Annotated in this window: 23 protein-coding genes and 2 pseudogenes; 13 read left to right on the top strand and 12 right to left on the bottom strand. The window is 32.9% G+C overall.

Going from position 1 to position 25511, the window contains the following annotated elements; all coding sequences use genetic code 11:
* Positions 1–75: 75 nt before the first annotated feature.
* A complete protein-coding gene (locus NMY3_RS07100; protein WP_196818210.1) occupies positions 76–303 on the top strand; it encodes a hypothetical protein in 228 nt (75 codons plus the stop codon).
* 395 nt (positions 304–698) lie between these two features.
* Here NMY3_RS07100 and NMY3_RS07095 read toward each other — a convergent pair whose 3' ends face one another.
* From NMY3_RS07095 to NMY3_RS07070, 6 genes and pseudogenes are all read right to left on the bottom strand, one after another.
* A complete protein-coding gene (locus NMY3_RS07095; RefSeq protein ID WP_196818209.1) occupies positions 699–2078 on the bottom strand; it encodes an MBL fold metallo-hydrolase in 1380 nt (459 codons plus the stop codon).
* Positions 2079–2201: 123 nt separating this feature from the next.
* A pseudogene (locus tag NMY3_RS07090) lies at positions 2202–2396 on the bottom strand (CAP domain-containing protein); the annotation flags it as partial.
* A 409-nt stretch (positions 2397–2805) separates the two neighbouring features.
* Positions 2806–3699, bottom strand: coding sequence for an IS5-like element ISThar1 family transposase (locus NMY3_RS07085; RefSeq protein ID WP_196815659.1), 894 nt, complete (start codon positions 3697–3699; stop codon positions 2806–2808).
* A gap of 735 nt (positions 3700–4434) precedes the next feature.
* Entirely contained in the window at positions 4435–4635 is a 201-nt protein-coding gene (locus NMY3_RS07080; RefSeq protein WP_196818207.1) for a hypothetical protein, read from the bottom strand.
* Positions 4636–4864: 229 nt separating this feature from the next.
* Entirely contained in the window at positions 4865–5116 is a 252-nt protein-coding gene (locus NMY3_RS07075) for a hypothetical protein (RefSeq protein WP_231100378.1), read from the bottom strand.
* Positions 5117–5611: 495 nt separating this feature from the next.
* A complete protein-coding gene (locus NMY3_RS07070; protein ID WP_196818205.1) occupies positions 5612–6037 on the bottom strand; it encodes a hypothetical protein in 426 nt (141 codons plus the stop codon).
* A gap of 397 nt (positions 6038–6434) precedes the next feature.
* Between NMY3_RS07070 and NMY3_RS16885 the strand changes: the two genes are divergently transcribed.
* From NMY3_RS16885 to NMY3_RS07045, 6 genes are all read left to right on the top strand, one after another.
* Positions 6435–6557, top strand: a complete 123-nt coding sequence (locus tag NMY3_RS16885) for a hypothetical protein (RefSeq protein WP_257720013.1) — start codon at positions 6435–6437, stop codon at positions 6555–6557.
* Positions 6558–7038: 481 nt separating this feature from the next.
* Positions 7039–8256 (top strand): right-handed parallel beta-helix repeat-containing protein, encoded by a 1218-nt coding sequence (locus NMY3_RS07065; RefSeq protein WP_196818204.1) that lies wholly within the window; start codon positions 7039–7041, stop codon positions 8254–8256.
* A 27-nt stretch (positions 8257–8283) separates the two neighbouring features.
* Entirely contained in the window at positions 8284–8610 is a 327-nt protein-coding gene (locus NMY3_RS07060; protein ID WP_196818203.1) for a hypothetical protein, read from the top strand.
* A gap of 555 nt (positions 8611–9165) precedes the next feature.
* A complete protein-coding gene (locus tag NMY3_RS07055) occupies positions 9166–9486 on the top strand; it encodes a hypothetical protein (protein ID WP_196818202.1) in 321 nt (106 codons plus the stop codon).
* 594 nt (positions 9487–10080) lie between these two features.
* Positions 10081–10932: a polysaccharide deacetylase family protein gene (locus NMY3_RS07050; RefSeq protein WP_196818201.1), complete on the top strand. Its 852-nt coding sequence runs from the start codon at positions 10081–10083 to the stop codon at positions 10930–10932.
* A 349-nt stretch (positions 10933–11281) separates the two neighbouring features.
* On the top strand, positions 11282–11860 hold the full coding sequence (locus NMY3_RS07045) for a hypothetical protein (protein WP_196818200.1): 579 nt from the start codon (positions 11282–11284) through the stop codon (positions 11858–11860).
* Positions 11861–12179: 319 nt separating this feature from the next.
* Here NMY3_RS07045 and NMY3_RS07040 read toward each other — a convergent pair.
* Positions 12180–13073 (bottom strand): annotated as a pseudogene (locus NMY3_RS07040) (IS5-like element ISThar1 family transposase).
* Positions 13074–13158: 85 nt separating this feature from the next.
* Between NMY3_RS07040 and NMY3_RS07035 the strand changes: the two are divergent.
* The 3 genes from NMY3_RS07035 to NMY3_RS07025 all read left to right on the top strand — a co-directional run bounded on the left by NMY3_RS07035 (position 13159) and on the right by NMY3_RS07025 (position 15584).
* The gene (locus NMY3_RS07035) at positions 13159–13800 is read left to right on the top strand and encodes a nitroreductase family protein (protein ID WP_196818199.1); all 642 of its coding nucleotides are present in this window, start codon (positions 13159–13161) and stop codon (positions 13798–13800) included.
* A 632-nt stretch (positions 13801–14432) separates the two neighbouring features.
* Positions 14433–14744, top strand: coding sequence for an antibiotic biosynthesis monooxygenase (locus NMY3_RS07030; RefSeq protein ID WP_196818198.1), 312 nt, complete (start codon positions 14433–14435; stop codon positions 14742–14744).
* A 480-nt stretch (positions 14745–15224) separates the two neighbouring features.
* Positions 15225–15584, top strand: a complete 360-nt coding sequence (locus tag NMY3_RS07025) for a hypothetical protein (protein ID WP_196818197.1) — start codon at positions 15225–15227, stop codon at positions 15582–15584.
* 792 nt (positions 15585–16376) lie between these two features.
* Here NMY3_RS07025 and NMY3_RS07020 read toward each other — a convergent pair.
* Together NMY3_RS07020 and NMY3_RS17060 are read right to left on the bottom strand one after the other, a co-directional pair.
* Positions 16377–16694: a hypothetical protein gene (locus NMY3_RS07020; protein WP_196818196.1), complete on the bottom strand. Its 318-nt coding sequence runs from the start codon at positions 16692–16694 to the stop codon at positions 16377–16379.
* A 1198-nt stretch (positions 16695–17892) separates the two neighbouring features.
* On the bottom strand, positions 17893–18078 hold the full coding sequence (locus NMY3_RS17060) for a pentapeptide repeat-containing protein (protein ID WP_196818493.1): 186 nt from the start codon (positions 18076–18078) through the stop codon (positions 17893–17895).
* A gap of 624 nt (positions 18079–18702) precedes the next feature.
* On the opposite strand from NMY3_RS17060, the gene NMY3_RS07010 reads away from it, so the two are divergent.
* A complete protein-coding gene (locus tag NMY3_RS07010) occupies positions 18703–19176 on the top strand; it encodes a hypothetical protein (protein ID WP_196818195.1) in 474 nt (157 codons plus the stop codon).
* 322 nt (positions 19177–19498) lie between these two features.
* Here NMY3_RS07010 and NMY3_RS07005 read toward each other — a convergent pair whose 3' ends face one another.
* On the bottom strand, positions 19499–19930 hold the full coding sequence (locus NMY3_RS07005) for a hypothetical protein (RefSeq protein WP_196818194.1): 432 nt from the start codon (positions 19928–19930) through the stop codon (positions 19499–19501).
* A 187-nt stretch (positions 19931–20117) separates the two neighbouring features.
* Between NMY3_RS07005 and NMY3_RS07000 the strand changes: the two genes are divergently transcribed.
* Positions 20118–20666, top strand: a complete 549-nt coding sequence (locus NMY3_RS07000) for a hypothetical protein (RefSeq protein ID WP_196818193.1) — start codon at positions 20118–20120, stop codon at positions 20664–20666.
* Positions 20667–21411: 745 nt separating this feature from the next.
* On the opposite strand, the gene NMY3_RS06995 is transcribed toward NMY3_RS07000, so the two are convergent.
* Positions 21412–21897, bottom strand: coding sequence for a hypothetical protein (locus NMY3_RS06995; protein ID WP_196818192.1), 486 nt, complete (start codon positions 21895–21897; stop codon positions 21412–21414).
* A gap of 1692 nt (positions 21898–23589) precedes the next feature.
* Positions 23590–24021, bottom strand: coding sequence for a hypothetical protein (locus NMY3_RS06990; RefSeq protein WP_196818191.1), 432 nt, complete (start codon positions 24019–24021; stop codon positions 23590–23592).
* An 865-nt stretch (positions 24022–24886) separates the two neighbouring features.
* On the opposite strand from NMY3_RS06990, the gene NMY3_RS06985 reads away from it, so the two are divergent.
* Positions 24887–25450: a hypothetical protein gene (locus NMY3_RS06985; protein WP_196818190.1), complete on the top strand. Its 564-nt coding sequence runs from the start codon at positions 24887–24889 to the stop codon at positions 25448–25450.
* The last annotated feature ends 61 nt before the right edge of the window (positions 25451–25511 follow it).

Below are 25511 nucleotides of genomic sequence, written 5' to 3'. Positions count from 1 at the left end.
GATGGAGCTATAGATACCATAAAAGGAAGAGACAGCCCAGCTAGAGTAACGTTCAACCCAGGTAGTTATAATAATATGTATGTAACAAACGCATTTTCAGCCACAATCACTGTCATAGATAAAAAGAATGTTGTGATAGATACCATTGCAGCCGGAAGCGTTCCAGCTGGAATGACCTTTTACGCCGGCTGTGGTAATATGAATGTGTCAAATTCACCTTCATACACGGTCAGGGTTATAGGAATTATTTCACCAATCCCTATATTAGAAGGCTTACTTACCTCAGGGAATAACGTATGTTGACAGTCAAGTGATGGAAATAGGTATTCCGAATCTCCAATTTATCAAGGTCAATCAGCAGAAGAGGATAGTAACGTAGTGTCCTAAAGGAAGTAGTTGTTGAAATACAAACTATGCGTAGTATAGGTCAGTGCCCAATATCAGGACGTAAACCTACTTTTTTTCTTCCAAAAGTCTAGGTGTTTAATAAACAATCTAACTTAATCCTATCTGATTGCGTGACTATAATACATATCTAGTTTGGTACAAACATGATTTATCTGTCTTCTCCATTACACAGTAACAATATTTTCTCAAATCCTATTTTGCTCTAACCTAAAAGAACTTTCCCATCTAAAGACATATATAAAAAGGAAAAACTCCGATTATGTCATATCAATAGATTAAGCACGTAGATGTTATGTTAAATTTTCTTGAAGATATCTTTTCAACCTTACCGCATCTAAATTATTGATTCGTATATCGTTTTTGTAAACATCCTTTTTGCCTTTGTAGGCATGCATTCTAACAACAGCAGAATCTTCCCGTGATTGTGCGGATTGTGGAATTGTATTGAGTACCTCCATTCTCAATTCTGGACCACAAGTCCTCATTCCCCCTTTCACTGCCTCGGCATAAACTATATTATCATTATTACTATCTTTGTGTGGCCTAACGAAGGATAAATCACGTCTATTGATGCGATCCTCAACCATGATTCTTAAATTATCTTCTATAGAATTATGTTCAAATTTCAACACATATTTTTCAAGACCTTCAATTAAAAGTTCGTTTCCTATTTTATCACTACCATTATATTTTTCCAAAGGTTCTTCAAATTGCGTTTTTGAGTGCCACAACATTCCTTCCTTGGCTACGGTTATTTTAAAAGAATAAAGATTTTCTGCACCTGATATAGGACCACTAGAGTCTACTACTTTTTGTAGTTCTTCTGAGGTCATAGGTTTTGTTGGTCCTCTAAACCATTGATTTTTAGCATCTACAAGATCTGCTAACCCACTATAATGTACTATATAGCTTTCTTTAGCATTCCATTGTCTTATTAATGAGTATGCATCGGAAACAGAGATCATTCCTGTTTCTGGATGCGGATTATAACTATTAGTACCCAGTATAAGAAGATCAGGATTCCAGAGTATATTTTCATCTACGCCTACAAGAGAAAGAAAATCCCATCCAAATACTATTTTTATATTATCTATATCTACTACATAAATGACCGAACCAGCAGGGGTATTACTGCCATGGTCTGCCAAAATAGGAGTTATTGAAAGATTATCAACTTTAAAGTTATTATTTGGATATATTACATTCACGGAAATAGTATTATTATTTATTACAGAAGTTGAATTTGATGAAATAATGGATGAGAGGTGAGGAAACTTTTGAACAATTTGTTCATAGCATTGTTCTGTGCAGAAAATTTGTAAATTCTTGGAACTATTAGTAATTTTTTCTATTAAAGATGGAAGTTCTGCAATATGATCATCATGTGAATGAGTTATCAAAAGTGCATTTGGAAGGTGGGAGTCTGATAAATATGATGTTCCATCTCTAAGACTAGGGAATCCTCGCTCGATGCTTGAGATAACTCCATTGCCAACATCCACAAGTACATGAGAGGCATTTTGATCGTGTTCATTTTTTGAAAATATAGAACAAGATGTATTTGATATGATATTCTGCTTCTTTACTTCAAAGATTCGTTCAGAGTTTCCTTCTTCTCCCAACTCAGAGATCTTTGGATCTACTCCATTAATCCTTACAGTAATTTGCATATCATAATATGATAACTTCCTTTATAAAGATCAAAATGAAATTTTTGGCCATAATGGAAGTTACATGCCTACAGGCTCAATTCACGCAGGTCATGACTATGCCCGCGGAGTATAGCGGCACACTCAACCGTCTGTTCCGCCAGATTGAGCGAAAGGACCACCGAGTGTACTTGTGGTAGCGCAACCAACCTCGGTCGTGACCGGAGAAACCATCTGTCCATAATGTCCAGACCTTGGCGGTAATGTGCCGTCATGTTTGTTCTTTTCCCGGAGCCACATTTTCTGCATCTGATCTGGGGTTGCATGGTTCATTACATTATACCTTCTTACTCCGAAGTTTTCACCCGTGTTGGAGTTTGGTTAGGATCGTGAGCATTTGAACCACCGATCACTTGGAGAGTAACCAGATGATCAGCCCAGGTCAGAGCATCAGCAGCGTGTGTATTGCTCCAGGTGAGCGTTGTAACTCCCAATTCAGCATGCTCTTGGTTGTGCACGGTTAGAATACTATTGGAACCCACCCCTTGTGTATTCTCGAATTGTCACTCTCCGCAGATACAATAGGGTGATCCGGCGTTATCATCAGTGAACCCACCAGATGATACATCGTCCTTCTAATTGTTTCTAAAACCGGTTTAAATACTGAACAAACTTCTTTCTTATTCTTTATTTGGCAATGCTTTGTTGCATAATTCCTTATTCTCCGGTTATCATCATGATCATCATGTTATATTCTTCTAAAAATGTTATACAATGATACTTTTATCATGATCTCCTTTACCATGTTTTGAAACCTGTTTGCTGATGTGTATTCACCAAACATTCTCTTTATAGCTGAGAACACAGTTTCAGATATCCATCTCTGTCCGTATTTTCTTTTTGTCTTCCATTTCAACAGATCCTTTGCTTGTAACTTTACTTCGTTGTTCCTTAACCTATTGTTTTTAGGAGAAACAATAGAGTTCCTTCTTACCTTTATACCTGGATTGATCTTTTTGTCCTCAAGATACACAAAGTTTGGATTTGAATCATAGGCTCCATCAGCTAGTACCGATTTTATCTTTACAGTGTTTGGTTCTCTCGAATCCAAAACATGATTGACTAGTTTCTTTAGCATTTTCCCATCATGTACCTTCTCATCTGTCACTTCCAAAGCAATGATTTTCCTGGTCTTTATGTCTACAGCAACGTGGATCTTGAGATATCCTTTTCTATTTTGTGTATTCCATTTCTCATCCATCCACTGACCTCTGTTAGTAATCTTGATACCTGTACTGTCTATTGATATTATTAGGTCATCATCGTCATCCATCTTGTCTCTTTTAATATCGATGTTTAGCTTGTTGATTCGTTTACAGATGTGACCATAACTTGGTGGATTAGCAGGTAACCTTTTTCCTGTGGCCTTAATTATACCTTGGGTTTGTCTGTATGGTAGGTGAAATAAATAGCGAATGTAACCAATGGCCAAGATGAAAGAATCTGGAAATACAAATGGTTTACCCTTTTTGTTTATATTCATATTCTCTATCTCTGAACCCCAACCATCAAGGAAATCATACGAGAAGAGGATCTCACCGCGTTGAACTAATGAGCGATTGTAAGAGGGCCAGTCTATCACAAATAATCAATCTGTTCATTCCAGCTAAATATGTTGAGTTAGGCGACAAAGCATTTGGCAATTCTTATTTTAGTTTATTAATCATCATATCTAATTGATCCAAAAGGTTGTCAATCATAGTGAGATAATCATTAACTTGATCAAATTTATTGCTGGGTAAGAGAATGCAGCTAATACAATTACTTTCATCAATCCTTGGAAAATGTAATCCTGAATAGAAAAAATCTACTCCATAAATATTCGACTTATCTGTGTTTGAGAAATTTTGCTGAAGCATCAACTGCAATATCACAAAGTTTGTCAGGGCCTTCACATTCAAGATAAAATTAATGTAAATATATGAGGTCATACAAAATTCATAATTACATTGTTAACTAGTTTTATACAATGAAATTAATAAGTAGGTAAATAGGAGATAAAGTCTATTTTTTGAATTCATGACTATTTAAGTTATTCTAAAAATAGTTGACATCAACATACCAAAAGACTATGTTGAAATCATTTAGACATTGAACATATACGTTATATACTAGTTCAGACACTATTTTCATAATCCGACAATCTTGATTGACCGTCCCTTTTTTAGTAATTTGATGAAGGCATCTCTAATCAAAGTTCTAAACTTAAGAATGATATATCTGCTAGAAAAATAAGACTATTCGAGCATGATAGAGGATAATTGCACAGCATATCGTTGCCATTCTTGAGCCGCCATAAATTTCAAGAACTTTCTTGTCAGTTGGCATCAGAATGAGATGTATTATTGTCACCCGCTATAGTGCTGTTTTGCAAAGTATGCGGGGTAAATTCCAAGTCATAATCACTAATGTTAATAGCATTAGGCTGACCTAAGACCTCAAAGACAAGAGAAGAGTGAGTTATCATTAAAAGGCATATCCCTGTAACTACAATGACGGTTTTGGGGAAAAATCTCATAACTTGAATGTTTGTGCTAAATTAATAAACCTATTGTAATCAGACAATATAATTATGATTTCATGTTAAATTCATTTCGCATTCAAATCCATTAATCTCTGAAAGAATTATGTATAAACAAATTTTGAAAAAGAAAATTTATTTATCAATGTCTTAATTTGCAAGCAAATTAACCAAACTTTTATGTGATCAACGAGCTAGTTTTAAGATTTTGTAATTTATTATTAATTTATAAAGTTATTTGAAATACCGAACTTGCTTTGCTCAGTTTCCATGCATTGATATAGTTTGATACAAAAGAACCTGTTCCTGACTGCTTTGTGATTTCATATTCATTCAAAGATTCATGTGACTTGGTTGTAAGATCCTTTGAATCGACTTCAGATCCCATTGTCGATGATGATTCAATCGCTTCCACTTGTGCTCTTGGTTTTGATTTCACATTTACTACCGTTTTATCCTCTGCCGAAATGATTGCCATAGAAAACATGGAAACAAAAAGAATTGAAAATATTGATGCTAGTTTCGTCATTTGATGAGTATTTTGTTGTGAATTGATATTTCGAAAATTCATAAGAATGATTGAATATCGGCACCTAATAATGTCCACGTTTTTGTTGTAATTAATTGCAATCAATTGTGATTTTATTTATTTTCATTTCATCAATTGATTGATTGAATAATTCATAAAGCATGCTCATCATGAGCCCATTTTGTGGTCAAGTGCCTACCAAATGAAGTTGACTTTATCGATTTAGGATTAAGAGGAATAAAGTTATATGATATAATCTTGTTTCATCTTATTGTTTTACTATTTATCCTTATATCTCAAATGTTATTGGTAGCACTAATTTCGCTCAACTCCTATATTATTAATTAGTCCTAGGTTTTAAACCAAAAACCATCTTAGAACTACGCATAAATGCATGTTACTTCTCGATGTAACTCTATTTTACTGTATGAGAATATAATACCATTATTTAGCATTCATGTTTGGATCAGGAATGTTTAATAAAAAACTATCTGAATGTAATTGATTAATTGACTTATATTCGCACCTAACACCACTTTCCTCATAGCATAATAACGTTGTATCATTTACCGAAGGAATCTTGTAATATTTTATCACCTTAATATCTGTAAGTATAATCGAATCCTCATTTTCTAAAGTTCCATTAATTTTGTAAAATCCTGAAGAATTCTTAAAGCTTTTTACTATTTCTACAAGAGTCTTGTCTGTCATGTGTTTCATGGTCGGTCCTTTAAGAAGGGATGTCATTGATTTTTCTTCATCATCATAAAAAGTTTTGTCAACGCAAAAAACTAAATCTGATACTGATAAACCGTATACGGTCATGAGCCCAACTATTACCAATAGACATACCGTTATTACCAAACTCATGAGTCATGTATTAATAGATATCAAAGTATATTATCAATTGTGTTGCTTTAAGCAGAAAAATAAACCTCAATTTTATTATTTATTTTTTGATAAGTTAAAAACGCTTACGATTCTTAGTATGATGTTAACACTAATAATAATTACTAAAAAAAGAGATTGAAAAAACTGGTTAGATTCTTAAATTTGTCCATCAGTAGTTTAGAATAGTTGCTGGTGTTTGAATTCCTGGTAAAAATTTTTGTTTGTAGTTAACGCTGGCAGTTAATTTTATTTTAGTTTTTGATTTACACTCTGTGCTGCTAATAAAGAAGAAGGAAAAATCAAAAAGTCCAGGTTTTTGCATTAATATTTTAACAGCATGTATCAAATCCAAGTTAAGGATTATTTGTAAATATTAATGATAGGTGGAGGTGGAGGTTCAAAAAGAGTAATTTATGCCGTTTTATTGGGAAATTTAGGAATTGCAATGTCCAAGCTTGTAGCTGCAACCCTAACCGGTATTACTTCAATGCGGGCATAGACTTATCATTCATTCGCAGACACTTTTAATCAAGTATTATTTTTGATAGGAGTTAGAACTAACAAAAAGCGAGTTTCTGATAACACCCTTTTGGGCATAGAAAAGGACAGTTTTTTTAGTCTCCTGTTGTGACCACACTCATCTTTAGTATATCTGGAGTAATGTCGTTAGAACAAGGATTTAGTTCATTAATTGGAGTAGAAACTCATTGGTTAGAAAATTTATCGATTACTAATGTTATCTAGGCACCAGACTATTTGCGTGTTTGGATGCCTAAAACCTTGTACTTTTATTGCCATAAATAAAGATACAGAATTGGGTATGGTCAATAAATAAGTACGGACTAATCCATTTTATATAAAATCGTTTGAAATTATTTTGAGTATTGAAAATAATTCTCAATATTTTTCAAGATTGTCATTTTTAAAAAATTGTAAAGATAAATCTTATAATCGGGTAGAATAATCATCAATCAGATAAATTGAAACGGCTAGCGAGTTTCATTTCAGCAACGTGTTTTGTATCGGTTTTCGTTATCATATTAACATTCAGCGGACTTGGTTTAATAAATATCGCGTCGTTCGCTCAGGAGCCTGATCAAAATAGTGATAGTAGTGATAAAAGTAGTAATACTGACTGTATTGGTTATAATACTGACGAGGAAAATGGTAAAAACACGATTACTGTGTCCTGCTCACATCCTACAACTCTTACCGATATATACAATAGTATTCAAAATCAAGAGATTCTAAATAGAGAAAATAATTCCAATCAAAGTACTTGGATATTAGATGCAACCATAATAGTCGAAAAAGATTCAACACTTGTGATTAATTCGAGTGATACCAAATGGCTCAAGATATTAGCTGGAGATAAGAACGGTGATGGTGACCGAGATATTGTGAACTCTATTACGGTTTTTGGTAATTTAATTATAGATTCGGTAAAAATTACTTCATGGGATCCTAAGAACAATGATGTTATAAAGTTTGAAGTTGACATACTCCCTAGCAGAGAATTTGAGCATACCGGTATCGATGCTATACCAAGACCTTACATAAAAACAGAAGATGAAACTTCTGGAACAATGAATATTACCAATTCTGAAATTGCTTATCTAGGTTATGAATGCGGTAGCGGTTGTTCTGGTATTAGTTACTACGGAAACAATGGAACAAGTATAGTAAAGAATAATGAGATTCACCATGACCGGTTTGGATTTTATTCCGTTGGTGTAGGTGGTGTAGTTTTAGAAGATAATAATGTTCATGATAACTTTATGTATGGTTTTGACCCCCATACTGCAACTCATGATATGATTATCAGGAACAACACAGTGCATGACCATGGTGCAATGGGCATAATATGCTCACTTGATTGTTACAATATTACAATCGAAGGTAATGAAGTATATAACAGTGCAGGGTCTGGAATCATGTTTAGTAGAAATATGTCTGATTCTGTTGCTAGAAATAACGATGTTCACGACGAGGAAAAGTGTATATTCTTATCTCAATCGCCAAACAACGAAGTTTATGATAATGACATCAGTAATTGTGAGAGTCAAGGAATCTATCTATATCATAACTCTATCGGAAATAAAGTCTATAACAACACCTTAACCAATGCTACAGAAGGAATCGAAGAAAGCGATGATTCACAAGGGACCAATGAAATATCAAATAACACTATTGTGTAGATGAGACAAAATGTGGTAAATACCATAATGAATCACGAATGCACAAATAATAATAATAATAATCCTGATCCAGTTTACCTCAAGGTAGTTATTATAGAACCAATATTACTGACATGCATTGATGGTTCATCATTCTCTGAAATTGATCGGTGCCTACAGAGGGTGGTCCTAACATCCGAATTGGTTCTGAGAGAATACATTTACTATTTGTTAAATAGTTCGTTCATATCGTATAACGGGATCGAAAAAAAATATTTCATTGAGCCGGCTGGCTTGGAACTGTTGGAGATTATATACGTCCAGGTTGAGAGGAAAATAGTCGAATACAGTGATCTTACACTCAAGATAGAATGATTTTGCCAAGATAGTTAGTCTTGTAAAGGTGATTAGCAAGAAGAGGTTTGGAACGTGATAGATAAAACCATATTACGATTACGTAATTAGTAGATCCGTACAGAGATAACGTCTCAACATTAGAAACAAATAGATTTGACGACACAGACATACCTTTCCAAACTACCGATAATCATTTGATATACAATAGTCTTACCATAGTTAAATCGTTAGAACATTCAGATTTTTTGGTATATTTTCATATTACTTTATCAGACACAGGATAGAATGAGTTAGATGTCCTAAACCATACTCAACTTATCCTTTGGTTTTTTAATACGAGAGTATCATCTTTAATCATCCTAATAATTGAATTATGTCTTGATTTATGAATAATAGGGATGGTCACCTTAGTGCACTTACTTGAAGTTTCAGCACTACACAGAGTTGTAATACCTTGCTTCATCATGTGATTAAAAGTCATAAAAGCATTGAAATCATCATCGGTTGATCTTCCGTACTCTACGATTTCCGGATCTAAAGATTAATAACTTTTTAAGAAAAAACCACTATCAAATGAATAGAGAAATAAGAAACTATCAACTCATATTCATAGCATGTTTTGTATTCCTCTTTTCTGCTTATTCAATCGCTTACGGAGAGCCACTATTAGTTCCAAACTACGCTGATCCTACAGATCAAGGCTTGACATCGTTGGTCTTTAACAATTGTTATACTCAGCAAATTGACAAAAATCCAGTACCTAGTAATACTACAATACAATTAGTTTGTAATCAAAAGGTGATAGACGATGTGGAGTTGAGTCACAGTGTAGCAAATGATATGGAAGCAGTTCAAAGTTCTTTTGAAAACTTGCCTGGAGTTAAAGCAAATTAGAGAATTTATTATGGTGTCAGTTTTATTTATTATCTTTATTACTATAACGTTAAATGTTAACTCGTAATGCTAAGAAAAACATCATTAGTCGTTAATAAGACAATTTAATAAAGGATAAAGTATTCACAATAACTTTAATTTTCTTGTGATATATATCATATCATTCTCGATTGGTTTGTTATTTGGGGAAAGAGTGTCCAAAAGTATCAAATGTAAAGTATGACCTTTTCAGAAATAATTACAATTGAATAGGGTGTTATAATCAAAAATGATTTTCTATGTCATTGGAATAAGATTCTATTCTAGATCATAGTACAATCCTTGATAATCTATAACTTTCTAAATTAGCCATATTTTAAAAAATTTTTTCAAAGTTCATCTTAATACTAGAGCAATATTTCTAGTTGTCCATTTATTTCTAAAGAAAAGTGGGTGATTTGATACCCTGTTTCATTGTTTCTCACTACTAAAAGATGAACTTATAAGGTAAATTAATAATTCTAAAGTGGATTGATAGTTTTTAGAAATATGTTGATAACGGTAATACTTCTATTCTTAATTCCAATTGGTATTAATTCCTTATTCGATAATACGTTGGATAAAAGTATAGTTCTAAACGCAAATGGCACTCTAGACAATAAAAGCAATCAAGCAGCAATAAATACGCCCGAGAACGCACCTGAAAGAGATGAAAAAAAACTAGCCATTATTACATTTGATGATGGAAAGAAGGGGCAAATAACTAATGCAAAACCAATACTTGACGGATACAACTATACTGCAACTTTTGCTATTATATGTAATAATGTTTCAAAGAGTGATGAATTAAACTGGAATGACATAGTGCAGTTAGAAAAAGAAGGATATGATATAGGCTCTCATTCTATGAATCATATTAAACTGGAAGATGTACCCAATAACGTCTCAGAATACGAAATAAGCGAGTCAAAAGAATGTCTATTGGATAATGGCGTCAAAGAGGTCAGAGTATTCACATATCCAAAAAATGGAGGATCGGATGATCCTTTTATACTGAAGGAGGTTTCCAAACACTATGATTTGGCAAGAACGGGTAACGATCCACTGGAATTCCTTCAATGTCAAATAGGTAGTTCATACACAATGATGAATAAGATAAGTTGTTCTTCTTTGGGTAATGACATCAATAAGGATGGCAGATATTCAATTATTGGTTGGAGCCATGATGCGGATAGAGAAGCAAAAGGATATGACGATAGCCAGATGCTACAAAAGTTTATCCAGGTTGTTGAAAGCCAGAATAAATACAATAAAGGTAATGAGATACGATCTATACCTGTATTAATATACCATGATATTGATAAGGAGAGTGGCTTTTACACTACAAGCATTGAACTATTCAAGGCGGAAATGAAGTATCTCCATGATAATGACTTTATTGTGATAAGGCTGTTGGATTTGATCTAAAAACAATATCTACATCTTTTCTACTTTTAAAAACAAGAAATTTCTAGTCATATTTATCTTGACACCTTTCTAATTCCTTATTTCTAGTAATCCTTGGTCCTTAGTTCTTAATACAGAGCAGTTGTAATTTTGTTATTATTTGTTTAAATGAGATAAAATAGGATATTTTTAAGATTGAAATCTAAGCAACAGTACAATTACGCTTTTTTAATTGATTATTGATTATTTTAAACCATAATACTATAAGAGAAGAAAATGAGAGAAAACAGGACATCCTCTTTTTAATCTAATCATGTTTAATTAAATATTTGCATTATTAGTTATATAATATGGTATCACTCTTTAGTTAATGCCTGTAAATATAAAAGATATAACAAATGTGTTACCAAGAAACATACATACTACATACTATAAATGCGGAAGGTTAGCATTCACTACTAACTCAAAAATAGCGACCGTCATTATTACAATTACATTGATAATTTCGCTATCTGTCGTCATTAATAACGAGAATTTTGGGATTAATAACGATGTATATGCACAATTCCCACAGGCCCAACAACGGAATGATACCTCAAACTCACAGGATAAGATAACAATTCAACTAAACTCTATAAAATTTGCCCCATTGACAAATAGTGATAATAACCAACTAAAAGTTCTTGCAGATTATAAAACAAATGATCCTGCACTAGTAAACACCCATATGGATGGGGTCATGAAAGTGTATAATCCTGAAGGAACCCTTTTGAAAACATCAACTATTCAAAAAGGATTTGTGTTAGGTGAGTCAGGCGTGATTCAATTTGCAACATCATTTGCGGATCAAACCATAAGAGATGTTAATACAGAAGTAGCTCTGACAGATGCTTTTCACGCAGAAAAGATATCCAATACACTCAAGTCAAGTGCATCATTAGAAAAGTAACGATATCATATTACTAATGGAATAATATAACTAGGTATAAGAGATTTCAACCCAAACTAATATTGACCCAATGCGCAAATTTGCTTTTAACAACTTTTAGTCTATTGATAAGAGGTACTCGAACTCTTCTGCTCAATTTCTGGTTCATCCATTTAATTTGAATATGTAATAGGTATAAAAGGAGTATTTCTTGTGGTTCGCATCAATTTGTAAATCATGATTATCGAATCAAACTGTCCTTCTTTACAACAAAATTTGTTGTTGTTAAATGCTTTGTTGCATAATTCCTTATTCTCCGGTTATCATCATGATCATCATGTTATATTCTTCTAAAAATGTTATACAATGATACTTTTATCATGATCTCCTTTACCATGTTTTGAAACCTGTTTGCTGATGTGTATTCACCAAACATTCTCTTTATAGCTGAGAACACAGTTTCAGATATCCATCTCTGTCCGTATTTTCTTTTTGTCTTCCATTTCAACAGATCCTTTGCTTGTAACTTTACTTCGTTGTTCCTTAACCTATTGTTTTTAGGAGAAACAATAGAGTTCCTTCTTACCTTTATACCTGGATTGATCTTTTTGTCCTCAAGATACACAAAGTTTGGATTTGAATCATAGGCTCCATCAGCTAGTACCGATTTTATCTTTACAGTGTTTGGTTCTCTCGAATCCAAAACATGATTGACTAGTTTCTTTAGCATTTTCCCATCATGTACCTTCTCATCTGTCACTTCCAAAGCAATGATTTTCCTGGTCTTTATGTCTACAGCAACGTGGATCTTGAGATATCCTTTTCTATTTTGTGTATTCCATTTCTCATCCATCTACTGACCTCTGTTAGTAATCTTGATACCTGTACTGTCTATTGATATTATTAGGTCATCATCGTCATCCATCTTGTCTCTTTTAATATCGATGTTTAGCTTGTTGATTCGTTTACAGATGTGACCATAACTTGGTGGATTAGCAGGTAACCTTTTTCCTGTGGCCTTAATTATACCTTGGGTTTGTCTGTATGGTAGGTGAAATAAATAGCGAATGTAACCAATGGCCAAGATGAAAGAATCTGGAAATACAAATGGTTTACCCTTTTTGTTTATATTCATATTCTCTATCTCTGAACCCCAACCATCAAGGAAATCATACGAGAAGAGGATCTCACCGCGTTGAACTAATGAGCGATTGTAAGAGGGCCAGTCTATCACAAATAATCAATCTGTTCATTCCAGCTAAATATGTTGAGTTAGGCGACAAAGCAGTTGTTAAATATTATATTCTTTAAAATCGTTAGTGGTTAACAAAAAAGTTGAAAATGGTCGTCTTCCTCAAAATAAAATAAACCCTATTTTTGTTGATAGATGGTCACCTAGATCAATGACAGGAGAGATAATAAATGATGAAACATTGATGAGTCTCTTTGAAGCTGCTAGATGGGCACCTTCTTCTTACAACAATCAACCTTGGAGATTTCTTTATGCTAAAAAGGATACTTCTAGTTGGAATGTTTTCTTTAACCTATTGTTAGAAGGAAATAAAGTCTGGGCAAAAGATGCTGCCGTATTAGTTGTAGTCATATCTCGAAAGAATTTTGAACACAATGAAAAACCTTCAATTACTCATCAGTTTGATGCAGGGGCGGCATGGGAGAATTTAGCATTAGAAGCGAGTACCCGTGGAATTGGTACACATGGAATGCAAGGCTTTGATTATGAAAAGGCAAGAGAACAACTAAGAATACCTTCTAACTTTAACATAATGGCAATGATTGCTATCGGTATTAAAGGACCTCGAGAGAATCTACCACCTAATCTACAGGAAAAAGAGTTTCCTAACCATAGGAAAGAATTAAGTGAAATAGTAATGGAAGGGGCTTTTAGAAATGAGGAACAAACAATTCAAATATCAAAATTTAGAAATATGAAATGCATCTAACATCCGTAAGATAAAATTGAATGAACGTCATTGTGAACAAAAAATTAAGAATAATAAAGTAGGGCCTATTCCATTAACAAATAAAATTTTCCAAGATGATTGAATAAGCTTATGTGAATTCAGATCCGATCATATTTACGATTGCCGTATCATTATTTGTAGCATCTCCATTTTTAATAGGTTCAATCATAAGTAAAGAGCATAGTCATCCACTTAGATCATGTGCCGAGATAAGGTGGATCTAGTGTGCATTTACAAGGATTTATGATGAATCAACCCATGTTGATGATTGAACAATAGATGAGAGAGAAAAAGATATTGAACCATTATTGATTTCCTAAAAAAGAACAACAGGGACAATGGCTTTATGACCATTCATGAAGTAAAAGTAGCTTGAAGGATAATGAAATTGCGTAAATTGAATAGGTTTTTGGGATTGTTGTGATATTATTTCTTCACTTCAAATTGTTAGTCTTTAACTTGGCATAAGTTTATTATTATGTATAAGTAGGACGATTTTTCATAATAGATAAGGGGATGCAAACGCCAATATGTCTTGTCCTATTATTTATCAATATTTAACTATCTCTTGATGGATTAGCTTAAAGACCAATAATATACATACTAAATTTATGGAAAAAAATAATATCATATTAATAAACAACTTTGTGGTTGATGATCCTTACAAGCAGCAAAAAGTAGCTGATATGCTTGAGGATGCTTCTAAACAAATACTAAGTAAACATGATGGTTTCATTTCAACAAGAATTCACAAAAGTTTAGATGGAAAAAAGGTAATGAGTTATGTACAATGGGAAAATAAAGATGCAATTGAAAAAATGCTTAACGATCCAAGAGCAATAATACAAATGAACGATCTTGCGAGTGTGGCTAAGGTAGAGAGAATATTATATGAACTAGTATTTACAGAAGAGAAAATGTAGAGTAGAATACTTTAATGATTCCTTATTAGGTACTAATCAAATAATAATTGGATATCAATAATTATTGAAGATAGATGTAAGTTACATTTTGAACAGCAAGTAAAATGATTAGATTATTTTATTTGCTTTCATTCTCATGAGACAATTTGAGAATAGATCTTCCTTAGAACTTATACCTTTAGACTATTTGTGTTTTTTAATCAATTAGATTCCTAATAAATGGTTCTAATGGATAATGTACTGTATTTCTTCAGATTGCCACTTCCTAGAGTTTAATGAAAATCAACAGTTACCTTCGAGAACGTATGACCAAGGTATAAAATAATCTACACATATCAATACTTTTTGTTTTATGGACAGCAAGTTATCATAGTAGCAGCATTATCAAAATACTGCTAAAGGATTATCTTGAATTTCCACTCCCATTCATTCGACGTTGTATTTGACAAATGTTTATATTTTTGCTTTATAAGTCATTTTATGAATAAACTAAATTATTTAAATTCAAAAATATTTGTGACTTTGGGTGTAATAGGTATTGTGGTTATACTTTTGTCAAGTGCCTTAGTCCAATCTGAGATATTTGCTGCATTTCCGGGTGAAAAACCCCGTTTTGATTGTACTTATGACAATGATAAAAATAAAGAGACATGTTGTGATAGTGCAAATGACACTTTAAAATGCCTAGAATGTGATGTAGACTTTCAAAATGACCAAAAATACAATTGCAAAGAAGTACCTCCAAAATCAAATGATGATCAACCTGCAGATCTAGTAGAGGCACCTCAAAACTTGAATAAACCAATTCAAAATTTTTCGGAATCTGAATCTGAATCATAAGAGATATCATAAACCCTGGATCACACAAGTAGGTAACAAAAAGTATGATACGATCTAAAATCTTCGACATAATGCTGGAAGGGTTCTTAGAAATTTAAATAATAAGCCGTTCAAAAGAGTAAATATTTTCTTTTTTTTATGAAATTAGTAAGAAATAATGTATCCAGTTAACAATCAAATAATATTCTTAATAATCATTTGGTTCAAATGATTCGATTATGATAAGCTAAAATGATATTTTAATAACCTAGACATCAAAAGAACTCTTGAAATAAAATTGGATAATAATTATCCCCCCTATGGGTATGAATGAATGTTAAAAATGAATCATGATTAAGACTGCTGCCAGTCATGGGCTATTAATATATATCTACCAAAGACAAACTTCGAATCATCTGATTGGTTACCTTCTACGATTGAAAATTTAGTATATACAAACCATTTGTATAAATATTCCATTGAGTAGATAACTGCTTCTTGCGTATGAGAATAGCCTGAGTTTGTTTTGCTTGGAAGTCAGGACTTAAATTTATGAATATGTAATTTGTATGAATTGAGGATATTAATCCTGTATATAGCTCAGTCTGATGACATCCTAAAATTAAGAGTTTGTAACTGGAATATCTGGTTTAGGCTTTCAAATAGCAGTGAAAAATGTTGAAACATTATATCTCATAATTTCAAATTTCTAAAAAAAATTCAAACAACCTATAATAATTAATGCTTCAGGATTTATCTATCGATTAGTCCTTGTACAAAATTAAATCGAAACATGTTTGGCTAGTCTCTAACCTATGTTGAGTTTGTCTCCTGATAACCACTTTCTGGGCCTTCTGTACACATCTCTGTCACCGCACCGGGTTCAACAGGAAAGCATGAAACTCCAGATGTGCTAGTAGTCCCCTTTTTAATCGATGTTGCGTTTGTCTCCTGATAACCACTTTCTGGGCCTTCTGTACACATCTCTGTCACCGCACCGGGTTCAACAGGAAAGCATGAACCTTCAGCTGATGTAGTTTGTGCTTGTGTCTGAATTGGAAGGATTAGAAGAACAGTTGTTACAAATAACGGCATCAGATATAAAACATAAGCAAATCTATTATTTGACATACATTATTCATCTAAGCCTATATTATAAAATTTCCTATCCTTTTGAGCTTTAATCATAAACCCGACATGCAAAAATTACTTCAAATCGCCACTTTAACATACTGGTATGAGATAACACTTAGTTTTTTAAAATCAGAATTATTGGAGTTCTGTCATATCTTTACCAAGGATGTAGCATGGTATTGTACTATTATGATCACACAGGATAAAATACTTACTTTTCAAAATCTGTGACAGGAAATATATCAACATGTTTACAATTATCCCAATTTGGGGTTCAAGGTTAGGAAAGCTGTTTGTTCGACAGTACAAACAAATGACAGATATTTATTATTGGTTCAAGGATAATTCAAAGATATTTTGAGTGATAATTCAAAAAAATGATCTAATCATATTCTTTACTTTGCATTAATAGTGCAACAGACAAATTATTTGATATTAAATTCTATATTCAGTCTGTTTTATCTGGTTAGCTATTTAGTAGTCTCTATTTGTGAGATGACGCTTAATTATTAGTAACACTTCTCACAATTGTGGACCAAGTCCCTTCTACAAACGAGTTCTGTAATATGTGAAACAGATTTGACTCCATCTTATCACTCTATTTGTATAAAAACAATCCAATCAAATTTAAGAACTAAATGGTTTGTTGATCTGGTTACTTTTCTTTCCCTGCGCTGCTTTATGGTAAATCATACGAACTAATCTATCCTAAGAGATGAACAGAGAAATTTTGATTTTTACCATATGTGAGCGAGCAGTATTATAGAACAGAAAAATATACAATAAAAGTTTTATTTGTAAGCTCCCTATTAATGACCCATAATGAAAGCAATGTCAATTAACGAAATTTTCGGGTTATCATTTGTGATGATAACAATATTGGTTTTAGGAATCAATCTTCATTCTGATGCTTTCAGTCAGGAAAACAAGAAAAAGTATGACATGGTATTACCAAGTCAAAATTACAATAGCATAGGATTTGCCAATGAAATTGTTGGTGAGATTTTAAATAATGGAACAGACACTGCAAAATCAGTCGAAATATCTGCAGTTTTTTATAATGATAGTGGAATTATAGGTTCCGAAAAAGGTCGCCTTGATCATACCACTATCAACTCCGGGGATAGATCGGTGTTCACTATACAACCAGAAGTTGAAATCATTAATAATAATCCTGAGAGTTATGAATTTACCATCAAATGGAAGGATGTAAACTCAATAGACTATTTTGCGAGTTTGACAGGAGGAGAGATAGCAGATGACAGTGGTGGAGATGACAGTGGTGGAGATGACAGTGGTGGAGATGACAGTGGTGGAGATGACAGTGGTGGAGATGACAGTGGTGGAGATGACAGTGGTGGAGATGGTAACTAAGCGATATAGAATACTTTTTCCAATTATTTCTAAATGGTAATCATTAAAAACTAGAAATAGCGCTGGAACACAATCTAGTTTCGGAGAAAACTCATCATGACTGTCTCTCAATAGAAGGAAACTCAACTGAACAGGATAGCAGTGAAGCAATGTAGTGTCCTAAAAATTCTAACTGCTTGAGATAGATAGCCAAAGGAAACAATCACATATTCTTTTTGCTGAGTAACATACAAAATAAAATAATCTACCTAAAGGAAGCATCAACACGATTGAATCTTATATTGTTACTGTAAATAGGTAGTTGGTTAGGTGGTGTGTAATTCAAAAATGAATGATATCTTAAGATATTTACATATTACTTTTATAAACTTTGTATAAAAATATTGATTGGAAAACAACCATTTTCTCTATAGTCGCTTCTGCTTGCCATCTATTTCTTTCGCTTTCAATTCATGAACCAAGAAAAACAAATCGATGTAACTAAGTTTGCTATATGGATAGTCATGATGACCCGGTGGATCCGTTTGGAGCACCCATTGAGATCGGCTATTGAGTAGTTTATTTTTATACTACAATTTATTGAGTATTCAATATAAGAACTCATATTATTACAGGGGTCATTATCACAGTCGTGACAGCGGTATTGATAACGAGTATAGCTTTGTCTTTCGAAACACCAGGAGTTGTAAATGGCAGAGTTTGGGTTACCGATCCAATGAGAAATGCGCCCATAGCTTCATCAGATTCGGGTGAGAACGTTTACATTGTTTGGTGGACTAACAGAACGGGTAATGATGAAGTAATGTTTAGGGCTTCAGCAGACGGTGGGGTGACATTCGGAGATAAGATAAACCTCAGCAACAGCACTGATTCCGATTCCATAGATGCAGAGTTGGCTGCTGTTGGAGATAATGTAGTAATCGTCACATGGTGGGAATGGAGAAATCAGACCGACACAACAGGAACACAATCTACACTACCGATGACAATGATGACTATACCTGGAGGTGGAGAGGCTGAGCCAGTAGCTAGGATAAGCACAGATAGCGGTCAAACTTTTGGACCAATTTTGAAATTGGCGACGAACGGAACTATCGGTGGATAAAGTGGACAGATGACCAGAATTATCCTGTAATTTTTTTTGATATCATGTTATGGCCTACTGTATGATTTCAATATTTTGTCGATAAAGGAAAAACTTACACTACTTGGCCCATCTCAATTTGAAATCTATTACTTCAATAAAGAACAGTTCGAATGGTCCATTTGAATTTAACGGGAGTAACGATTTGAACACAAAACATCTATAATTCTGAGATATTTGAAATTGACTGCTCTTTGCCGGTCTCAAATTGTGTGTTTTAACAACATAATATTTTTAGCGGTTAACAGCAACATTTCTCCTAGATTGATAATTGCAAGTTAATTCAATAAAAATAACAACAAGTATGCTCTATAGAGTTTCCTTCTTGAGAAAGACAAAGGAATTTTGATGATCTATAAGCATCGCAATCCTGCTCATTGATATTTGTATCCAATAGGTAGTAATGTAAAGTTGCAAGGGCCTTTTGTTCAGTCTCCATTGCTATTTCCTCAACCATGCTTTGGTTAATTTCGCTATTCCCAATATTGTCAAACACTTTAGAAAGTTTTTTGGTCTTTATTCTATTAAATTTCGAACGGGCTTTCATATCAGCGTTTTTCTTCATATTTGTTTTTAGGTCCTTTCTATTGAGGGTTGCAATCGTTTTCAGTGTCTTAATTGCAGCATTTTCGAGTCCAATCATTTTTCCGATTTTATTTTCAAATTCGTCCTTAGATTGATGTCCAATCAGATTAATTCTTGATAATTCTTGCACCAAATATCACCTTGTAACGGGGTTTAGGATTTTGACTGTTTTTGCAATTCATAATAGGCATAATATATTAAAATATTGATCATATATTTAATTTTTTGGGAATATTTTACAATAGATTTCTCAAAATAATTTAAATAAGTTTTATGCAATTATTTAAGTGCAAGTGTTGTTATCATTACAATGAAGAATGCCTAAAGTTAAAAAAGATGTCAAAGGCAACATAAAAAGTGAGAGTATAACTTTTAGAATTGAAAAACCTATTTTAGATGAATTAAGATCGGAAGCTGATCAAAAAATGGAAAGTGTTAATACTTTGGTAAACCAAATAATAAAATCATATATACAATGGCATAAACCTGCTAAAAAAGCTGGTTTAGGTTATTTCTCTAAAGTCCTACTAGCCGAATCTATGAATCACCTTACCGAAGAACAGGTAATACAAATAACAGAAGAGTTTTGTAACCATCACCTAAAAGATATTTCCAATATGCTTGGAACCTCTAATACTTTCTCGTCATTTATGAGTGCACTTCGTTCATGGCTCGACTCTTCGGGTTATAACTTTAGATATGATATATCCAATGGTATGGATGTATATGTAATCCAATTTGATTTGGGAAAAAATTTTTCGCTCTACTTTAAAACACAGATGCAACTTGTATTTAGACAGTTTGACCTAAAAAATGCAGAAGCAGAGATGACAGATAATACAGTAATTCTTAAGATAGCGATTTAATAAAATATTTTACGCATTTATCAAATCTCATAGATTGTAGGTTAAAACAAAATACCTACTGGCTATGATAGCTCTTGAGAAAAGAAGACCGCCAGAAAATTTACGATTTTGATTGAATTTGTCTGTACAAAATTATGTTAGTCACCTGTGCCAATATCAATGTAATATTTCATACAGTTACTATGAATAGGTAGCTGATTCGGTGGGATTAAGTTCCCTATGGTGATAGGAGTCAGTTCTGTCAATAATATCCAACATACAGGATAACAAGTAAATGGTTTTTGGATCTAAATGAGGACCATCCAGACATCAATCGGGCACAAAAATAGACTTGTATTCATAAATAAGTAATAATTATGTACAAAATCTTGTGTTAAAGTAGTTTTCCATCCATGAATAAGATAGAATAACAGAATCTGGTGTTTATCAATAGAACTCGAATAGCTATCAGAAATAGATTTCTTAATTGAGATTTGTATAGGAATCATAATTATTTGATGCAAACAACATTCATAGAAGATAAATTTAGGGTTAAGAAAGGTCATAGTAATCCAAGTTTTTTAGATCCCGTAGAGGATTTAACAATAGCTTTCTTGTATACCTTGCTATATATGACGTAGGTATTGCCAATCAACTTTTGAAAACAGGTTATCAGACGATTGGTTGGAATTTGAAGATAAAAAAATAAGAATAGTCATAAATGATAAACTCTGATTTTTTGATAAATGAGAGGAAATGGCAGTTATTATTGGTTAGTTGCTAATTGAGCATGTTGTAATTCTTCGAATGATTTTTCTTTTGGAATAAAGGATTCCAATCCGGATACCACAACAGAGTATGGACCCTTGAGGGCTATGCTTCCTTCACCAACATATTTTAGTGCCAAATCTGTAATCGGATCTCCGAATCCAAATTGACCGTGAAATACACACATTGATGGTACTGATGAAATATTCTGAATATATCCTAATGGTACTGTAAACAGGTCAGGAGCCCTACCTGACAGAATCTGAAATGATGGTTTAGAAGGATCTTCTTCATTACATGGGAAAGTCACTGCTACATGGCCTTTACTTGCAAATGGTGTAGTATCATAGAATAATAAAAATTGATTTTGACTAAAATTCATTCCATTAAGCAAAACGGTTTGGGTAGATTTACCAACATCAGTTTGATATATACAATTAATTCCTGTAGCCATCTGGTTATATCGTTCAGAATCTAATTGCAAAGATTGATCGAATGGATTTTTTCAACCAATAAATACAATGCTGTATGTTAATACTGATGCTATATAGACAAGAATTACAAAGCAAGATATAATTAAAGGAGTTACAACATTTCCCATGTACAATCAGGCTAAAATATATTAATAAACTTTTGTAAAAACCATATTTATTATTGCTAAATTTGAAAAACTTACAAATAAATACAAAAAAATTTCCTATAAAAGAGTTATTTTTGTAAATATATTTAACACTATTATCGATAATTAATTAAGTCTTTGAATTCTTTATTTTAGATATTTCATGATATTGTCTAGTGGTCTCCAATATTACTGGAATAGCCAAGACCCCCTGTTGTTACTAATATTGGCAAAATTCAGGTTCTGATGGCGAGTATAATAAAAAATAACTAGTATATAGACACGTATACTACGGGGTTCTGGGGAAATCAAGAGGTTATCCCCATCTGTTCAAAAGTTCAACGATTAGAATGCGTAGTTTATGCATTATTAAATATTCTCAAACTTTACTAATTTAGGAACTAAAATAGGTACCTGGTTCTCCTAACCTCCTATTTGATCAGCATATTTGCACAGGATGGTCAAAATAACCATATGGCTGAGAGTCATCCAGTATGATTGAGGCACAATCCAACTGATGAGGATACATATGTTACATACTTAGGTTCAGACATAGTCAAAGTAGTTGGAATGATACCACTAACATCGAAAGATACTATAGGCTTAGATAGCGCCATAAACTTCCAGGTTTAGGCAAATTCAACAAATATTATTGGGAGACAATTAGATTACTTTTACTCTGACAAAAGTATCTTTTGAGACCAATCTGTAACCCAATTTACCAATGTTGTATCAAAGGGTTTGATAAAAAAAGATGTTGCTGAATCAGAAGTAAATTTTCCCACCCTATTCAAAATGCAAAGGATTCAGAGTAAAACGCAGTATCCTGTTATATAAAGTGTTACTATGAATCGGTATCTACTTCAGTAGGATTAAGTTCCGTATGGTATTAGGGTTCGGTTGACTTTACTCTTATCTATTAGTTTTAAGGGGAAGGAAAATTAAATTTGTTTCGTACTTTAATTCCTATTCTAATATTGTCCTTTCTTTATCTCACCTTTAGTCCAAAGTGTTTCAAAAATAGAATCACAAGACATTACGGTATATTTGATATTAGAATAAATTGCAATTCATGTGTCACTATTTTCGTCATTAAAATTATCATTAGAGTCAAAGGAAATATATTTTGATTCAATAGCTAAAACATATCCACTATCTATAATAATTATGATTACCTGAGACTGAATTATTTCATTCTTAGAATCACTAATAGTTGAAAATATTCGGTTTTGAGGACTATTGATACCTTAGTGTCGACTTTTAACGGAAGTTCATTAAGTTTAAAAATGTTGACGTTGATTCATTTTACTTAATGCAGTTTACTACAATTTGGACTGTTATTTTGACAACTATCTAAAATAATATCTATATTCATCTGTAAACTAATTGTGATTGTTAAGATTCTATAGCACTGCACCTTTAGCTTACCATCTAGGATTATTGTGAGGGATACCTTCTTTAGATTTGTCGCAGATGATTAGGGGATATAAACTAAAATATATCTAATTGAAAGCTTGCACCTGCGGTAAGCGCATTTTTCCCCGGAATTCTACCAAATTATGTTTTATCTTTTTGGGAATGCGCTTTGTCATAATCATCCCATGTTTCCTCTGGATCATCTCTTTCAAATACTGGACCGATGGAAGCACCTTGTCCATGTCCTGTATATGTTCCTCGAATCCGGTAAACATTCTCATCTGAAGAAAAGTATTCAAGCATTTTTAGATCAATTCTATGTGCAATTACTACATGTGTTCCTCCGTCAAAAAATGCGGGCTCAACTTGTAAATCAGTGGCTATCTTATTTCTTATCTCCTCAAGCACTGGTTTTTTATTGAGGAAGATTTCTAGTGTATACATAGGGTTTCTGTCTCCAGCCAAACGGTGAAGCATGTCCACAATTAGCTGAGTATCCACCTTGGGAAGACAGGTTTTCATTAGACTTTCAAATTCCATATATTTTTTTTCTAATTCTTCAATACAGCTCATTTATGCAATAATATATTTTTTGTATTTGAAGATATCGAAATGGTTTAAAAAATCTATTCATATTAGTAGATAAATCATATTTATTTCATTAATACTGTAAAATAGTTAAACATTATTAATCCACCCTTATCCTGGGCCCTATGCATTCTGGGACAAAGTGGCGGCAGAGTGGATGAACCAATGACATAGTGTAAAGTGACCAATCCTATTTTTTTCCTTCATAAATCTAGATCATTCATTTCCCAGAATAGTTATATGGATCCATAGTAATTCATTGTGGTCCCTGGAGTGATTTCGCCTTCTCGTTGTCTTGATTTCAGATATTCCATAAAAGCCAGAATAGAATTCAGTGCCCATTTTTATTTCTTAGGGCGGTTTCTAGAAAAATGATCGGTTGTTTGTTTATTTATTCTTTTGACTATAGGACTGTCACCGAATCAATTCTAATTACAACATGATCAAAAAATTTCATCGATCTTGCAGGATATTGTCTCCTTAGTTATGGGTCCACAGACAGACAGGCCACGAAAATCACTTTTGAAGATGAGTCAGAAATAGGTAAAGTAGTATCTGACTGGACATGCTATTATACCAAAAAACATAGATTCAAAGCAATCATGATCAGTTTACAGGAAGGAAGCATCGATTTGTTTACATGACCTAAACCAATCAGAATCCCCTACATCTCTATTCTACTTGTCCAAATCCAAACCCAATCAGAATCCCCTCAAACCGCATTTTATCTCTCATCCAAACCTGTCAAAATCTCATCCCTTCAGAGTTTATGCATAGTTACCCGACAAACTTTTTGAGATATTTATTTTATTTATATACAGTAAAGTATATATACAAGTACGCAATAAATTTGGGAAAAAGAACACCAAGTGGAATTAAAAACAAGGTGCTTGACAGTTGGCTTTTTGGCATACCGATTAATATGATCGCTACATGTAATGGAATAGATTATGGTAGTGTATTTAGAATTATCGAGTCTTTTAAATCCAAAATTCCAGACATAGATGTGTTAAGAGCAGTTGATGTAATGATAAAACAAGAAGGCTTGAGTCTAAATGACGTGGCATCAGGTATCAGGGTAAAAAATTTTTTAGAACAAATGGGATCTTCAGAGATAGAGATGGAAAGATTACTCACGGATATAGATATTCATTCCTTCAAAACAAACAAGACTTTTTCGGATTTTGTTAAAAAAGTGCATGAAATTCATAGATTCGCATCGGGACTTGGAATTTCTATTCACCAAGTCTATGATTATGTTGAACAAAAGAAAAAAGAATTACGAACTTTGCAAATCGAACTAGACAAAATGAAATCATTAATCCTAAAGAAAAAGATCGAGTATCATGGGTTACAATATAGAATAAAGACTAATTCATTTGGGAATAGTTCTGATAGAATGTATCCCTCATAGTATTGATAATCCGGGATTGTTAGCTAAATGTGTTGCGGTATCATACCTAAACAAGTATATA

Origin of the sequence: Candidatus Nitrosocosmicus oleophilus (genome assembly GCF_000802205.1) — an archaeon.
Classification (GTDB): Archaea; Thermoproteota; Nitrososphaeria; order Nitrososphaerales; family Nitrososphaeraceae; genus Nitrosocosmicus; species Nitrosocosmicus oleophilus.
The sequence above is the reverse complement of the archived record's forward strand: the minus strand, read 5'-3'. Positions and strand labels throughout refer to the sequence as shown.